Annotated in this window: 15 protein-coding genes; 5 read left to right on the top strand and 10 right to left on the bottom strand. The window is 42.8% G+C overall.

Translation table 11 applies throughout. The features are described from left to right. From V7K85_RS10650 to V7K85_RS10640, 3 genes are all read left to right on the top strand, one after another. Complete coding sequence (locus V7K85_RS10650; protein WP_334813529.1) at window positions 1–942, top strand: glycosyltransferase family 2 protein; 942 nt, start codon at window positions 1–3, stop codon at window positions 940–942. Window positions 943–1,155: 213 nt separating this feature from the next. Next, on the top strand, window positions 1,156–1,740 hold the full coding sequence (locus tag V7K85_RS10645) for a tetratricopeptide repeat protein (protein WP_334813377.1): 585 nt from the start codon (window positions 1,156–1,158) through the stop codon (window positions 1,738–1,740). Window positions 1,741–1,773: 33 nt separating this feature from the next. Further along, window positions 1,774–2,112, top strand: a complete 339-nt coding sequence (locus V7K85_RS10640) for a tetratricopeptide repeat protein (RefSeq protein WP_334813375.1) — start codon at window positions 1,774–1,776, stop codon at window positions 2,110–2,112. Window positions 2,113–2,160: 48 nt separating this feature from the next. Here the strand turns inward: V7K85_RS10640 and recG are convergent, their stop codons facing one another. From recG to rpsB, 4 genes are all read right to left on the bottom strand, one after another. After that, on the bottom strand, window positions 2,161–4,647 hold the full coding sequence (gene recG / locus V7K85_RS10635; RefSeq protein WP_334813374.1) for an ATP-dependent DNA helicase RecG: 2,487 nt from the start codon (window positions 4,645–4,647) through the stop codon (window positions 2,161–2,163). A 112-nt stretch (window positions 4,648–4,759) separates the two neighbouring features. Continuing rightward, window positions 4,760–5,641, bottom strand: a complete 882-nt coding sequence (locus V7K85_RS10630) for a hypothetical protein (RefSeq protein ID WP_334813372.1) — start codon at window positions 5,639–5,641, stop codon at window positions 4,760–4,762. Between the two features lie 246 nt (window positions 5,642–5,887). Beyond that, on the bottom strand, window positions 5,888–6,832 hold the full coding sequence (gene tsf / locus V7K85_RS10625) for a translation elongation factor Ts (protein ID WP_334813370.1): 945 nt from the start codon (window positions 6,830–6,832) through the stop codon (window positions 5,888–5,890). A 224-nt stretch (window positions 6,833–7,056) separates the two neighbouring features. Further along, window positions 7,057–7,851, bottom strand: coding sequence for a 30S ribosomal protein S2 (gene rpsB / locus V7K85_RS10620; protein ID WP_334813368.1), 795 nt, complete (start codon window positions 7,849–7,851; stop codon window positions 7,057–7,059). A gap of 439 nt (window positions 7,852–8,290) precedes the next feature. Between rpsB and V7K85_RS10615 the strand changes: the two genes are divergently transcribed. After that, complete coding sequence (locus V7K85_RS10615) at window positions 8,291–8,545, top strand: hypothetical protein (protein WP_334813366.1); 255 nt, start codon at window positions 8,291–8,293, stop codon at window positions 8,543–8,545. Between the two features lie 80 nt (window positions 8,546–8,625). Here the strand turns inward: V7K85_RS10615 and V7K85_RS10610 are convergent, their stop codons facing one another. Next, a complete protein-coding gene (locus V7K85_RS10610) occupies window positions 8,626–9,423 on the bottom strand; it encodes an HAD family hydrolase (RefSeq protein WP_334813364.1) in 798 nt (265 codons plus the stop codon). Between the two features lie 104 nt (window positions 9,424–9,527). Between V7K85_RS10610 and V7K85_RS10605 the strand changes: the two genes are divergently transcribed. After that, complete coding sequence (locus V7K85_RS10605; protein ID WP_334813363.1) at window positions 9,528–10,349, top strand: hypothetical protein; 822 nt, start codon at window positions 9,528–9,530, stop codon at window positions 10,347–10,349. Between the two features lie 156 nt (window positions 10,350–10,505). On the opposite strand, the gene V7K85_RS10600 is transcribed toward V7K85_RS10605, so the two are convergent. The 5 genes from V7K85_RS10600 to V7K85_RS10580 all read right to left on the bottom strand — a co-directional run bounded on the left by V7K85_RS10600 (window position 10,506) and on the right by V7K85_RS10580 (window position 16,571). Beyond that, complete coding sequence (locus tag V7K85_RS10600) at window positions 10,506–11,213, bottom strand: DevA family ABC transporter ATP-binding protein (RefSeq protein ID WP_334813361.1); 708 nt, start codon at window positions 11,211–11,213, stop codon at window positions 10,506–10,508. A gap of 126 nt (window positions 11,214–11,339) precedes the next feature. Next, the gene (gene devC / locus V7K85_RS10595) at window positions 11,340–12,494 is read right to left on the bottom strand and encodes an ABC transporter permease DevC (protein ID WP_334813359.1); all 1,155 of its coding nucleotides are present in this window, start codon (window positions 12,492–12,494) and stop codon (window positions 11,340–11,342) included. Window positions 12,495–12,674: 180 nt separating this feature from the next. Further along, window positions 12,675–14,099 (bottom strand): HlyD family efflux transporter periplasmic adaptor subunit, encoded by a 1,425-nt coding sequence (locus V7K85_RS10590; protein WP_334813527.1) that lies wholly within the window; start codon window positions 14,097–14,099, stop codon window positions 12,675–12,677. A gap of 983 nt (window positions 14,100–15,082) precedes the next feature. Then, window positions 15,083–15,820 (bottom strand): phycocyanobilin:ferredoxin oxidoreductase, encoded by a 738-nt coding sequence (locus V7K85_RS10585; RefSeq protein WP_334813357.1) that lies wholly within the window; start codon window positions 15,818–15,820, stop codon window positions 15,083–15,085. A gap of 157 nt (window positions 15,821–15,977) precedes the next feature. Beyond that, window positions 15,978–16,571, bottom strand: a complete 594-nt coding sequence (locus tag V7K85_RS10580; protein ID WP_334813356.1) for a Maf family protein — start codon at window positions 16,569–16,571, stop codon at window positions 15,978–15,980. Between the last annotated feature and the right edge of the window lie 6 nt (window positions 16,572–16,577).

Genomic DNA, 16,577 nt, shown 5'->3' with positions numbered 1-16,577 from the left:
GTGTTTTTCAGCGTTGTGATACCGACTTATAATCGCCAACCGATTTTAGAAAAGTGCCTCCGTGCTTTGGAGGTGCAAGAGTTGAGTAAGCCAAGTTCGGTTACTGATTACGAGATTGTCTTGGTGGATGATGGTTCTACTGATGCCACATTAGAGTGGTTGGCAGAACACAAAGAAGAGTTTCCCCATGTGCGATGGTTTCAGCAAGACCATGCTGGACCAGCGGCGGCTCGGAATTTGGGGGTAGAACAGGCGCTGGGAGATACAATTATCTTTATTGATAGCGATTTAGTGGTGCTGAAGAATTTCTTGCAAGCTCATGCGGATGCACTAGTGCAGGGACAAGAGAAATTGGGGAGCGATCGCTTTTTCACTTACGGTGCAGTTATTAATACTTGCAATTTCAACAACCCAACTGCTGAACCTTACAAAGTAACAGATTTTTCAGCGGCTTTTTTTGCTACGGGAAATGTAGCAATCCCCAAACATTGGTTAGATAAAGCAGGGCTTTTTGATACTAGTTTTCAACTCTATGGCTGGGAAGATTTAGAATTAGGTGTGCGGCTAAAAAAACTAGGTTTAACACTAATTAAATGTCCAGAAGCCGTAGGATATCACTGGCATCCACCATTTAAATTAGAGCAAATTCCTCGGTTGATTGACCAAGAAATTCAACGCGGACGTATGGGAGTTTTGTTTTATCAAAAACATCCCACATGGGAAGTGCGAATGATGATTCAAATGACTTGGCTGCATCGCTTACTGTGGGGAATTTTGTCACTTAATGGCACACTTAATGAACGGACAATGGCTCCATTATTACAATGGTTAATTAATTTAGGTAAACCGCAATTAGCTTTAGAAATTGCTCGAATTTTTCTTAACTGGTATAACGTGAAGGGTGTTTATGAAGCCTATGCTGAAATGCAGCAAACATCGTGATTTAAACACCTTTGGAAAGTATCACCGTGTAATCAACCTGTTAAAAGTTTGTTGGTCATGTCGCGCATCTCAACTCAATACCTGATTCTCTGATAGTGAACGAACTGGCAGGATTGACTACCGTATACAGTTAAACTTTAAAGTGTAAAATATTACTATTAGTTCTGAATATAATTATAAGTCCTGCCAAATTTAAACTGGGACTAAATAGAGATGAATAAGCACCATAAAAACCTGATTCAAAAGGGAATCCTAATCATAGGAGTGGCTATTGCATTCAATGGGCTACCCAAAAGTGTCTATGCTCAGTCACCAAAAATACTTATTGCTCAAAATAGCGGTTCTGACTTCTTAGACCAAGAAATAGACAAGGAAAGCGACTTGTTGTTCCAAGGAGTAGAGAAGTTTAACCAACATGACTATAGAGGGGCTATTACAGATTTTAACCAGGCAATTCGACTAAATCCGAATAATGCCCAACCCTACTACAACCGTGGTCTTGCCCGCTCTGGGTTGGGAGATCATACTGGAGCAATTTCTGATTATAATCAAGCCTTACGATTAAATTCCAAGTTTACTGATGCCTATAGCGACCGAGGTTGGGAATATTACAAACTGGGCAATTACAAACAAGCTATCTCCGACTACAATCAGGCTATGGAAATCTATCCTAAGTATGGTCGTTCTTACTACCTTCGGGGTATTGTCTATGCGGCACAAGGAAACTACAAGCAAAGTATTGCTGATTACAATAAAGCTATCGAATTACGAAGCTATCCCCTCAGTTGGCCCTACTAGAATCGTGATCTTGCCCGCTCTGGGTTGGGAGACTTGAAAGGAGCGATTGAAGATTACAACCAAGCTTTAGGAGAAGACCCCAACTACATCGAAGCCTATCTTAGTCGAGGTCAGACTCTTGCACGTCTAGGGAAACTCCAGGCAGCGCTTATAGATATTAACCAAGTGATTCGGCTTAAATCTAACTTACCTGAAGCCTACTACAGTCGTGGTCTTCTTCGCTTTCTCTTAGAAGATAACAAAGAAGGAGCAATGGCAGATTTACAGCAAGCTGCTGACCTGTTTCTTATGCAAGGGAAGAAACAGAAGCATCAAATGGTAATAGACACAATCAAAAACCTAAAGAATGTCTTTCGCAGCAGGCGCATATAAAAGTTAGGAATGCATAGTCAGTTTCTCTCTTAAACTAACTGAGATATGTTATGTCAAAATCGCCCCACCCATCAACCGCTCATACCGATACTCCAACTCTTCTTTCATCAAATACCAACGCTCTAAAGTAACATCCATCTCTATAATTTTCTCCGCTGCTTGGCGTGCTAAAAGTAAAACTTCCTCATCTTCAACCAAACTTGCCAATGTAAAATCTGGCACTCCAGATTGACGAGTTCCCAGTACTTGCCCTGGCCCACGAAAACGCATATCCATCTCGGAGATGAAAAAACCATCCTGAGATTGTTCCAATACCTTCAACCGTTGTTGAGCATCAGGACTCCTAGAACTGCTCATCAGCAGACAGTAAGACTGAGCCGCGCCACGACCGACACGCCCCCGCAGTTGGTGCAGTTGTGATAAGCCAAATCGCTCTGCATTTTCAATGAGCATTACTGTAGCATTAGGTACGTCTACACCAACCTCAACAACGGTGGTAGAAACCAAAATTTGCGTTTGATTATCACGAAATTTGGTAATCGCTTCATCCTTATCGGCTGAACTCATACGACCGTGCAGCAGCCCCACTTGAAAGTCAGGAAAAACGCTTTCTTGTAACTTTTGATGCTCCTCCACAGCCGATCGCAGATCCAGTTTTTCTGATTCTTCCACTAACGGCAAAACCACGTAAACTTGTCTACCTTGGGCAGTTTCTCGGCGGATGAGGTCGTAAGCATGGTTGCGTTGCTGACCTGATAATACTGTTGTCTGAATCTTTTGTCGTCCTGGTGGTAACTCATCAATTTGGCTCACATCCAAATCCCCGTGTATCGTCAGTGCTAAGGTTCTGGGAATCGGGGTAGCTGTCATAGTTAGCACGTGGGGTTGCTCACCTTTTTGCTGTAAACGCGCCCGTTGTTCTACACCAAAACGATGCTGCTCATCTATCACCACTAACCCCAGTTGATGGAAGTTTACGGGGTCTTGAATTAAGGCATGGGTTCCCACTAACAGAGGTAATTCACCAGTTCCTAATTGAGAATGTATTTGTCTCCGTTTAGCAGTTTTAGTAGAGCCTGTCAGTAATTCCACTGGTAAATGCAGCAGGTTAAACCAGCTAACTAACTTGCGATAATGTTGTTCTGCCAAAACTTCTGTGGGAGCCATCAGCGCCGCTTGGTAGCCGGATTGAATTGCTGCGAGGATAGCTAGCACGGCGACGACCGTTTTACCTGAACCGACATCGCCTTGCACCAGACGATTCATTGGTACGGGTTTTTGTAAATCGTTGAGAATGTCGTTGAGGACTCGTTGCTGTGCGCCAGTGAGTTGAAAAGGCAGTATTTCGTGGAATTTCTCTACAAGTTGACCGCGTGGGACAAGGATGGCGCTGGTTTGAATCGCCCTTGCTTGCTGCTGACGTTGCAATAAACCAAGTTGCAGGTAGAAAAATTCATCAAAAACTAGGCGACGACGGGCAACTTGTAGGGCGGCGCTATCACTGGGAAAATGAATGTTAGCGATCGCATCTTTCAATTCCATCAAACCATACTTTTGTCGCAAACCACTTGGCAGAGGGTCTTTCAGGTGAGTTGCAGCAGGCAAAGCAGCAATTACTGCCTGTCGCACTGTATTGGCGACCACGCCCTCAGTCAGTCCATAAATTGGCACCACCCGCCCAATATTCAGCGACTCAATCGAATCTCCTGGATTTGCCAAAACCTCTAGTTCTGGATTATCCAGTGTCAAGCCGTATTTACTTTCTTTCACCAATCCACACGCCGCCAGAATACTACCTACTGGATAACGACGTTTTAAACTTTCTTGCCAAGCGCGACTGCTAAAGCGCGTACCTGCGTAAAAACGACCAATTTTGATTTGACCGCTGTTATCTTTTACTACCAGTTCTAAAATTGATAATTTCTGATTTTTAGGGCTAGTAAAGCAGTTGCAACGCTTCACTGTAGCCACTATTGTCACTGTCTCACCCGCCTGTAACTCGCGGATATTCACCTGACGCGCATAATCAATGTGGTCACGGGGATAGTAGAAAAGTAGGTCGCGGACGGTGTGTAAACCAAGCCGTGCCAAATTATCAGCTTTTTTGAAGCCTATTTCTGGTAAATCACTAAGTTTTTGCTCAATTTTCGGGGCAAGCCTCCGACTCACCTCAGGGATAATTTTAGATTTTGGATTTTGGATTTTGGATTGATAAATTCTCCCTTGTTCCTCTGCTGCTCTGCTCCCCTGCTCCTCCTGCTCCTTTTGCTGTAGTTGGGAGAGATACCTCCGACTTTCTGCTACTAAGTGTTGTCTTTCTTCCAGTGCTAGATGTGGATAACTAGCAAATTGCACCGCTAGTCCTTGCCAACGGCGGCGTTCAGTTTGCGGCAAGCCTGTTGGGAATTTGCCCAAAGTCAGGCTAAGAAATTCACTGAAGCGGTACTGTCTGCCCACCAAGTCTGTAAAGCCATGTTCGGCTTCTATTGCCAAGGCTTTGTGCAATCGTATCCAGTCTGGTTTTTCATTAGTCATTGGTCAGCAGAGTGAGGAGTTAGGAGTAAGGAGTGAGGAGTGAGGAGTTAGGAATAAATTACTCATAACTCATAACTCATAACTCATAATTCATAATTCATAACTCATAACTTTATTCAAACCAACTAGCACGCCATGCAGCTTCAGCTTCAGCGATCGCTCTTTCTTGATGTTTTTTTTGATACTCTCGTCCTAGCTTGTTTAGCTGAACTAAGATACTGCGGATTTGCCTGCGCTCAGAGGAGAGTGTCACATCAGCAAATTCAATTTCTCCTAACCGCAGGTTAATAGCCATGATTTGCGTCAGTCCAGAATCTTCTGACTGCTGCTCATTTTCAATTTCAATTACTAAGTTTAATAAGTTAGGTGGCCCTGGCATTACCTCGGCAGATGCTTCTGATGCTGCCGCAGCCGCTGCTGCTAAAATCGGTTCTGGTAATTTTTTGGGTAATACCCCAGCTTTTTGTAATAAAAGATTAGCATCATGCGAAAGTTTTTTCAGTATCTCTTGCGTGACCTCTTCTAAGTTCTGTTGCCATTTTGCCAGTTCTATAGGACTAGAGGTGTCGGGGGTAAGAGGCTCAGGGGTAGATGTGCCTAAAATCACAGGAGATGAGGAGGGTGTTACTCCCTCATCTGTTCCATCTCCCTCATCTCCCTCATCTGTTCCATCTCCCTCATCTCCCTCACCTGTTCCATCTACTCCTACTTCCTCACTTTTAATATAAGTGAGCAATTGCTCAGATGCCAGTTGACCCAACTTACGGATGGCTTGTTGCAATTGTTGGCGCTGATTCAATGATAAATGTAGAAAGTTTTCGGGATACCCCTGAGTACAAAGGTGGTAACTCGCCAGAATCAACTGTTTTCGTACAGCTAGCCCCAAGGTGTTTAGATAACTAGCATAAGCGCTTTGTAGTTCTACTCCGATCGCCCGAATCGCTTCTTTCAGTGCTGTAATATCCCGTTCAATTCGCTCGATTGCTCTTGCCATATCTTTTCGTTCTTGCCCATGTGAGCTCTTACATAGTACAAATGTACGAATTTATTTTAGGATAACTTTCCAGAGGACTTTAGATTTTAAATTTTAAATTAAATGCGATATTTCGCGTCTCTAATAATAAAATACAGGTCAGGCTATTTGCTTGACCTGTCTTTTAAGCAGTTAGGAGTTAGGAATTATGAGTGATGAATTATGAAGCTAACTCCTAACTCCTAACTCCTAACTCCTAACTAATTATTACTTGCCGCCCATTTGTGCAGCGACTTCTTCAGCAAAGTTACTTTCTTGCTTTTCAATGCCTTCGCCCAGTATATAGCGGATAAAGCGAGTCACTTGAATCTCTTCGCCTAATTGCGTCTTCACTTGCTTTACCAAGTCTTCTACGGAAATACTTTGAGCGCGAATGTAAGGCTGATCGAGCAAAGCCAATTCTTTCAGGCGTTTTTCTATCCGTCCCTGAACAATCTTTTCTTTGATATTATCTGGCTTGTTCGCCAAATCATCCTTGCCCATTTCAATGTCTTTTTCCTTTTGGGCAATTTCGGCGGGGATTTGGTCTACGCTCACATACTCGACATTTGGACAAGCCGCAACTTGCATTGCGGTGTTCCGTGCCAAGCTTTGGAACTCTGAATTAGCAGCCACTGACTCAGTTTCGGAATCCAGTTCTACTAATACACCAACTCGACCACCAGTGTGAATGTAGCTGTCTACTATCCCTTGTGCGCCTTCTGCTAATGCAAAATTCCTAAAGCGACGGACTTGGATTTTTTCGCCGAGCGTAGAAATGGTTTGCTTGATAAATTCTTCTACAGTCCCACTTTGATTATCAATATAGGGTTGAGCCAACAAAGACTCAACACTATCAGCAGTCGCTGCTTGCTTTGCTAGGTTCTTAACTAAAGCTTTAAAAGCCTCATTACGAGCAACAAAATCGGTTTGGCAGTTGACTTCTATGAGTACACCCACCCGACCACCGGGCTGAATGTAAGTGTCTACTAGACCTTCTGCCGCAACGCGATCGCTTTGTGCCCCCGCCTTAGAGATGCCCTTTTTCCGTAGCCAGTCTACGGCTTCTTCTATGTTGCCATTAGTCTCTATCAGCGCTTTTTTGCAGTCCATCATGCCAGCACCAGTTTTTTGGCGTAGCTCTTGGACGAGTTTTGCAGATATTTCCGCCATGTTGCCTCAATTCCTAACTTGACCTCGAGTTGTAATCGCTCACAGGTGTTGAGTATTTCTATCTTACTCAGGGCTGGGGGAGAAAAAATAATCAAGTACAAAAGTATGAAACATAAGTTTTTTCGCCTCCACCTTTGCCTACGATTTGCCGCAGGCTAGGGCGGCTTACTGCTACTTTGCTAGCCACCGCCCTCCCTCGGACACTTACTTCACTCCTGCTTTACTTATTCCTCTTCTTCCTCGTCGGGAATTACGGCGTCAGTATATTCGGTTTCTTCGTAGTCTTCGTCATACTCACCGCCTTCGTAATCTTCGTAATCCTCTTCAGCATCCAGCTGACCGTGACGACCTTCATAAATGGCATCCGCCAATTTTCCGACTATCAGCTTAATTGACCTGATAGCATCGTCGTTTGCTGGAATTGGGATATCTACTACATCTGGGTCACAGTTTGTATCCAGCATAGACACAATAGGAATATTCAGCTTTTGGCATTCTTGAACTGCGTTATATTCCCGGCGTTGGTCTACAATTACCACGATATCGGGCACTTTCCGCATTGTTTTAATGCCGCCCAAATATTTCTGAAGCTTCGTCATTTCCCGACGTAGCATTGATGCTTCTTTTTTCGGTAATAAATCTAGTGCGCCAGTTTCCTCACGGCGTTCTAAATCTTTCAGACGGTCTACCCGTGTTTTGATGGTTGCCCAGTTGGTCAACATTCCGCCCAACCAGCGTTGGTTAATATAGTGCGAACCACAACGGCTAGCTTCTTGGGCAATAATTCCGGCTGCTTGCCGCTTGGTGCCAACAAAAAGAAATTTCTTGCCTTGTTCAGCGTGAGATCGCATATAGTTGTAAGCATTATCCATCAACTGGGCAGTTTGCACCAAGTCAATGATGTGTACACCATTGCGGGAAGTGTAAATGTAAGGAGACATTTTTGGGTTCCAACGCCGGGTCTGATGCCCAAAGTGAACCCCTGACTCCATCATTTGAGCCAATGAAACGACTGGCATATATTTTCTAACTCCGATTCGGGTTAAACCTCCATCCAAGCGTATTTCCCAACAGGGAAACACCCGAATTCTTAGATGTGCGAGATTAGTTAACCATACTAGGTTAGCATATTTGGAAGAGTTGTAGTTGGTTGACAGAGTGAGGGCAAAAAAATAGCGTTGCCCACTCAGCAATTAGGCAGCGCTATGCTTGTAGTGATAAAAATCTTGCTGTTTTAAACGCCTTCAGGTGCGATCGCCACGTATTTATACTAAAAAAGATCAAGTTACGCATTTTAAGCAATCTCAAACAATACCAAATCCTCAAGCACCATACATAGAGAACTTGGTTCTTTGAACCCACTTCATCTGAGCGAGAATCGCCATAACGTTTTCATGTATGGTCAAAAATACTACTCATTTCTTGCTGATAACGCCTGGGAGTTGTGTGTAGCATTCGTTGAAACACAGAGATGATCAATGTTCACCAAGCACAAGGTTAATAGCCAAACTTCTAGGTGCTTACAACCAACTTCGTCCATCGTTGTTGGAGAAATTTGCAACTCCGGATAAAGTCAAAGTCAAATGGTCAATTCAACAGCTTCTCACTTGGGATTTTGAACGAGTAATCATGGCACATGGCAGCATAATTGAACAAAATGGTAAACCTCAGTTTAAAACAGGTTATAAGTGGTTTTTAGAAATCCCTTTGTAGCTATACTCCTAACAGGTACAGTAGCCGTCATGGTTGTAAATCAGTGCTACAAGATTATTGTAAAGCAAGCCTGGTTCTGCCTAACTTGAGATGTGCAAGCTTTTCAAAATATAACTAGATAACTCACAAAATCCTTCCCCTTCGGCAGCAGTGGTAATGTAAGCAGGGTGATATTTCAACTGATTCACATATTCCAGCACGTTTGCCACGCCTACAGAAACAGGAAAATAACGCCGATCAAATAAACTTTCATCATTGGGACTATCGCCCACAGTAACAATTTGTTCTGGTGAATAATCAGGCAAATATTCGCGCAATACTTGCAACAATCCTACAGCTTTATCTTGTCCTTGAGGTTTAATGTGACACTGCACGTTGCTATAGGTAAATCCCCAACCCATTTGTTCACAGAGATTGTCTAGGGTTTGTAGTTCGTCTTGACGCAAACCAGCTATATCAAAAGTCCAGTCGGTGATGCGAAAGCGATTATCAACAGATTCTTGGATTTGGGGAAATTTAGTTTGTAAATTCTCAAAAGTCGTAGCCAAGTGCTGGCGATGTTTAGCTAAATCGGGAATGGGTGTTAAGACTACTGGTTTCTGGTTCTCAGGCGGAAAGTACAATCCACCATTTTCTGCCATAGCACCTGCCACTGGCATCAAGCTATTCAATCCATTCACCCACCCAGCAGAACGTCCTGTGACAATCAGCACTTTAATGTCAGCTGCCGCTAAATCCTCTAAAGCTTGCAGCAGTGCGGGAGTAAATTTTCCTCGTCTAGTCAGGGTACCATCCATATCTGTGGCAATGAGACGAATATTGCTCAAAGCAGTAGATGAAACCTCAGACAGGGCAAGGAGGCTCAAATGTTTGGACATATGCGGTTTGTAAAAAGCTGTAAAAAATATTCATCATACAGCAAGATGGCATTGAAGATTTGGGCATCCTAAACATCAGGAGTCAAGTTTTTCAGTTTCCAACCATGCCCACTTCGATGTTTCTTGCCCAATCCTCCGGGACGATAACTAAAAAGGCATCCCAGGAAGTGCCAGCAAGTAATCCTCAAATACCACCATTATTGGTGATAACCTCTGGAGGACTGGCTTTAGCGGTGATTGCTTTGATTGTGTATAGTAAATTCCAGATGAATAAGCTGGAGAAAAAACTTAAGTTTGAACAATTCCGCGCGCGAGAACTAGAGAAAAAATTTAAGCTGGCGCTGGAAACAATTCGCAAAATGGAAACTAATCCCGATTTGGTCAACTCACGGGACTTTAACCTGGATTATCTGCGAATGCGGATGTCAGAGGAGGTGTTTCATTTTGCAATCCTTAATCAAGTGAAGATTCAGATCAAAGAAAAAGTTTCTCAAGCCCTGCGGCCAAATCAAGCACAACTTGGAACAGTCGGAATTGCTAATAGTACTGGACGACAAGTAGATGAAATTTTTGATGTAGAGTATGAGACTGGTACTGCGCCAAACTGTGCTAAACGAGTACTGTTTCGGATTCAAATCCGGTTAATGAAGTTACCGACGCAAGCAACTTCTGCGACTATTAGTCAAATTATTGACTGTATAGAAACTTACCTAAGACCTATAGAAGGCGAAGATAGTTGGCAACCAATAATTCAAGGTCGGATTGCTACCATGCAGTGGGATCAAAAGGCTAAACCTACACCTCTACTGGTGTTGGAGCAATCGAATGAAGGCGTGAATGTAACTTTTCGCACTAGTCGTCAACCAAATACCCCAACTCAGCCAAACCCACCTGGAATAAAAAAATCAGGCTCGGCTAGACAATAAATATAGCTTTAGGGATATTGTCATTAGTCATTTGTCCTTTGTAGATACAAAGGGCTGTTTACAAGCTTCCTGCAAGGTAGGAAACCCTTACGAGTTAATAGGCTATGTTTATTTGCGTCACAGCTTAGTTATGAGTTGTGATTTCTCACTTCCCAATCATGACCCAATAGCTGTATTGGGGGAATTACGGGTTAAAAGACCATCTTCCATTTCTACGATGCGATCGGCTATGTCTAAAATGCGGTTGTCGTGTGTCACTAACAAGATGGTGGTTCCCTGATTTTTGGCCAGACTCTGCATTATTTCTACAACATCGCGTCCGGATTGTTTGTCTAATGCAGCTGTTGGTTCGTCTGCTAGCACCAGTGGGGGATGATTCACTAAGGCGCGGGCGATCGCAATTCTTTGTTTTTGTCCACCAGAAAGGTTGTCTGGGTAGTAATCAACTCGTTCTTCTAGACCAACAGACCCCAGCATGGCTTTTGATTTAGCCACTGCTTCTGTTTTAGAAATATTATTATTCAATTCTACCGCCATTTGCACATTTTGCTTCGCAGTCAAGAACCCTAGCAAATTGTGAGCTTGGAAAATATAACCAATGTTGCGTCGCATCTGCACCAGTTTGTTTTGACTTACGCCAAATAGTTCTTCACCTAAAAATTTCAAACTTCCCTCTTGTACAGAGCGCAAACCACCAATTAAGCTCAGTAATGTTGTTTTACCTGAACCTGATGGCCCGGTCATAATTACAATTTCACCAGAATAGATTTCTAGGTTAATGTCAAATAATATCTGTTTTCTCAATGCGCCTTTGCCATAGTAATGATTGAGGTTTTTAATGGTAATTACAGGTTCTCTCATCATAAATCTCTTAGCTATAAGTTAGCAATTGCAAGATGTCACTGTAGTAAATGTCAGAAATTAAGATTTCTTAATTATTAAGTATAAGCTATGATTATCAACAATATCTTTTAATTAATCTTGAATTAATTAAAAGATATCTGCTGGATCGGCAGAACGCAATTTTCGGACTGCGATCGCACCAGAAATGATGCACATAATTATAGTTAAAATTAACACCATTACGGCACGATCAAAACTCATAAAAACTGGTAAAAGGGTTGCTTCTCTAGCGGTCTTATACATAAATAAAGCAAAAATAATTCCAGGGAAATATCCTAAAACTGCTAACAGCAAAGCTTCTTGCAAAATCACTGTCAATAAATAGTTTTGTGTATAACCTATTGCCTTAAGAGTAGCATATTCAGCTAAGTGATCTGCAACTTCTGTATAAAGGATTTGATAAACAATCACAGTCCCTACAATGAAACCCATGATAGTCCCTAATGTGAAAATAAACCCAATAGCTGTACTATTTGCCCAATAATTCCGCTCAAAATCAATAAACTCTTGCTTAGTTAAAACATTAACCTCCTTAGGTAAATACTTTCGTAATTCTTGAGTAACCACATTAGGATCTGCTCCCGGTTTTAATCTAATCAGCCCAATATCAATTAATCCTTGCTGACGATTGGGAAATATCCGCATAAAGTTAATATCACTCGTAATTAAATTTCCATCTGCGCCAAATGATGCACCTAATGTAAATAATCCCTCTACTTTAATTCGCCGCCTTCGCACTTCTGCTGTTACAGTCTTTCCTTGTTCATAATTAGCAGCAATTGGCCCATATTCCAGCCGAGAAGAACGGTCATATAAAACTACATCAGGCAGTTTAAGTTTATCTAAATTCTCCTGAACACCAGGTAAGTTAACCAGGTTATTTTCTGGGTTCATTCCAAAAACAAGGATACTACGAGGACGTCCTGTTACAGGATTTTTCCAGGTTGTATAGTCCAAATATATCGGATGTACTGATTGTACTGCGGGTAACTCTAAAGCTTTATATAACCGTCTTTGAGAAAAGCTCCTCATCGCCAGAACAGCGCTAGATTGACTATTTATTAAAACAATATCGCCCTGCAAGCTGCTATGGAATCGAACGTTACTATAATACAGAGCATCCCGGAAGCCGAGTTGCATAAACATTAAAATATCAGCGAAAGAAATTCCTGCCAAAGCCACAGCTAGGCGAGTTTTTTCCCTTGTCAGTTGTAGCCACGAAAGAGGTATTTTTTGATTCATTTTTTAGGCATCCAAGCAGGGTTAGCGATTTGAGATTTGAGATTGTTCTTTTAATCCATTCGGGCGACGTTAGTAGCGAATTTAGATATTTTTTATAATTGATGAGCCAGCCTAATTAAAAACATTTTTAATCCAAAATATCAAATCAAAAATTTGTATTACTACTCACCTATAACTGAATTAGTTATTAATTTCGACAACAACTTTACCGTAAGTTAAACCAGAAACTTTCTGGCTATCTGCTGGAGGCAGAGCAATTTTCACTTCTACGACTCTGGCATCCACATCTGCTGCTGGATCTGTATTCAGCACATCTTTTTTACCAATTTTTCTGCCAATTTCAGTGACAGTTCCCTTTAATTCGTCGCTAAATGCTCCATTATCGCTGGTGATAGTGGCGTTTTGACCAATACGCACTTTACCAATACTGTCTTCGGGGACTTCAGCAATCACAAACATTTGACTGGTTTGTCCAATTTCAGCAATGCCATTTGAACCGATGGCTTCGCCTGACTTAGTGTAAACCTTCAAAATCTCTCCAGCGATTGGTGCTTGAACATAGCTTAATCTTAGTTCTGCTTCGGCTTTTCTGAGATTTGCGATCGCATTACTAACTTGGGCTTGCGCTACTTGCACATCGGTAGGACTAACGTCCAGAATTCTGCTCAGTTTGGCCTTTTCTTCATCGATTTGTCTTTGCAAAGTTGCTAAAGTTTTGTCACGGTTAACTTTGGCTTCGATTAGCTGCTGTTGCAAAGTTGCTACATTTTGGATTTGGTTAGCTCTAGCCTCAGCAACTTGCTGTCGTAGGGTTGCCAATGTCTGCTTTAGCGTAGCTTGGCTTTCAGCAACTTGCTGATTAGAAGTTACTGCACTCAAGCGTCTTCTGTCCCGCTCTTGCTGAGAAATTGCACCTTCTCTGTATAAAAAATCATAGCGTCCGGCATCAACTTGGGCATTGCGCTGTTCGGCTTGGACACGTCCAACTGTCGCTCTTAGGACATCTCTTTGCCCACTAAGTTCAGCTTCTAGGCGATTCACGGTTGCTTGTTGGACGAGTTTACCCCCACTTAACTGAGCTGCAATCCGGGCGATAGTTGCTTGTTGAGCATCCCTTTCCCCAACAAACTGCGCTTGTAGGCGAGCAACAACTGCTCTTTGGGCTTGAATATCTCTTGGAGATCCGGCTCTGACTTGTGCTAAATTCGCACGGGATTCTTGCACTTTGGCTTTTGCCTCTTGTAGTCCGGCTATTTGAGTATCGCGGTTGTCCAAAATTGCCAGAATTTGACCTTGCTTTACCTGTTCACCTTCTCTAATTAAAAGTTGCTGAATTCGTGACGATGGTGCTAATCCTGAGGATGGGGCGGACAATTTAATAACTTCGCCTCGCGGTTCCAAACGTCCTACAGCACTAATGCTATTGGTAGATGGCATTATGGGTGCGGATGTAGTTAGTTTCCTCAGCTGCTCGATTTTTGCTGTACCTAGTATCCCAGCAGCGATTACTATTGGCACTGCTACAGCGATACCCCACCAAATCTTAGCTTGTTCACGATTAAGTGCCTGCTCACTTGGCTTTGGCTTTTCAGTCACCCTTGACATAGTATGTTGCCCGTTTACCTGAATTGTGCTGATGGAAGTAAAAATAAAAGGGTCTTTAATCAACAGCCAGCCGCTTAGGACAAACAACAGTGGTTTAAAGCTGGGTATGGCTTAAAATCCATTGTGTGATCAACGTTCAACACCATGGCTTTGCAAAATGGTGTTTTCTATAGCGATGTCTTACGACAAGCCGCTTCTCTACGAGAGGCTGCGCCAATGCGTCTACGCTCGTTTGTATGCAATACACTGACCTCACTTCCATTCCTCTCTTCTCAAAGGAGGAGCCACTGCGCCCTTACGTGCCAACGAGCCTTGCATGTGGCGTCAGAGACTTTGAGGCTTACTCCTCAACCCTTTTAGGGTTGGGGCTGTTCTTATTAGGTCTGTATTCAAACCGAGAAGCGCTATAGTAGCTGGCTATTCAATAACTCTGAGTATTATTCAGACATGAGTGCAATCGGAGTTAGCAGAATTCACAAGCAGTATGAATCTAGATGTAGAGACGTGATCTATCGCGTCTCTACACAAAATCCCAAATTGGTATGATGCGGTACTGTACTGCTACATTCATTACGGCTAAAGTTAGTCACAAAATTGAAAAGAAACATCAAAAATAGACTGTTGCCTTTGCGGGATACAATCTTGTTACAAAAGTTAGTCTTCCTTAAGTCAATCAACGATTAACTAACTAAAAAATATTTGTCAACTTGAGCATTCCTAACATCAGAGTTTCCTTAATTTTCTGGTCAATGAGTTAGCTGTCTCTAGTTGCTTGCACTTACCAAGACAACAAACCATGTTGTGATATTCGCTTCAAAGACCTTACTACTCTCCCTGCTGCTGTTTTAGGACTCCATTAAACTCTCGTTGAATGAATTCTACATTTATCCGTTACGCGAAAACGTAACAGAGCCTACAGATGGGGAACTGTGAGTCTGGAGGGAGACGGGAAATGAGGGGGATAGGGAAGATGAGGGGGACGATTAATTTGGCAAATCGAATAGAACTGTGGTCATGTAATGTTCTGCCCAAGCTGGGCCAAAGGCTTTTTCTAGTACGCGGCGAGTTTTATCGTTTTGTTGCTGTTTGGTGCAGTAGTTGTGTTGTCCAGCGATATTTTGTGTGACTTGTTCAACTGAAACTGGACTAGAGGCGATCGCTTGGGTGCAATGAATGTCTAAAAATTCTCGCACACGCGAGAGAAACATTGTTTCTTCTTCTGGGGAACTGGGGCGCACAAAGATGCAAAAATCAGAAAAAATATTTCCCCATTCAGGTAATTCACGGGGTTGGGAAAAGTTAAGCACTGTTAGCTGTGTCAGTGCAGTAGTATAAGATTCTGGTAAGGTGCGCTCTAATTGAATCGGAGAAAGGTCTGCGATCGCTGCACTAATTTGACCTCTACCCCCAACTAAATCACAACCAAACATCGGCAGGTTGTATTCTGGACGGGGAAACATGACGCAGTGCAAAATATCCAGCATATTTCCGATTTTTGCCAGTTCCAAGTGCATTTTCCGAAACTGGGGCGTTTGATAGCAGCGGTTTTCAATCGTCAGTTTTTCACCTTCTAGTCTACCTTCCACATACCCCAACTCATCAGGCAAATGGTAGGGCGATAGATCCAGGTGCTGATGCCAAGCTGCCTCAATACAATCAGCTAGCTGACGAATTAGGGGATGTTGTTGCTCACGCAGCGAGGGTATAGAAGTAAATGACATATTCTAGTTGGGAATGCGATCTAGTGGCCAGTCTACAACCTGTCGTGCCACACCTGTTGTGGCCTGCAATATTAGCAAACACATTAGTCATTGGTCATTAGTCATTGGTCATTAGTCATTGGTCATTAGTCATTGGTGATTAACTTTGGACAAAAGACTATTGCCAGAAATCAGTGACATCGTATCCAAATTCCTCTAGCATGTGCCGCAAGAGCGGTAAACTAAGTCCAATTACATTGCTGTGACAGCCTGCGATTTTTTCTACGAAGAAACTACCAAAACCTTCAATAGCAAAGGCTCCAGCACACTTGAGGGGTTCACCTGTGGCAACGTAGGCTTGAATGGCCTTGTCGCTCATCTGAGCAAAGTAAACTCTTGTGACTTTAGGCTTGACTAAAGTGCGGTTTTGGTCAAGGTCAATTAAAGCATGACCTGTGTACAAGTCGCCAAAGTTACCTTGCATTATCTGCCAACGGGCGATCGCTTCAGAGATATTTGCTGGTTTGCCGTAAATTTCACCGTTGATGGACAAAACTGAATCACAACCCATAATCAAAGCTGATTCAAACTGCGGGGCTACAGTTTCCGCCTTATACTGGGCAAGAGTTTTGACCAATTGTGCTGGTTCACTTAGTTCAATTTGCGACTCATCAAAGTCACTGGGTCGAATTATCGGTTCAATACCAACAGTTTGCAGCAAGCGGCGTCGGGCTGGGGAAGCTGAGGCAAGTACAAAAGGTGGAATTTTCATGAGATT

The sequence above is a fragment of the Nostoc sp. genome, assembly GCF_036917615.1.
Lineage (GTDB): Bacteria > Cyanobacteriota > Cyanobacteriia > Cyanobacteriales > Nostocaceae > Nostoc.
Note: the sequence above shows the minus strand (reverse complement) of the source record. Positions and strands in the feature narration are given on the sequence as shown.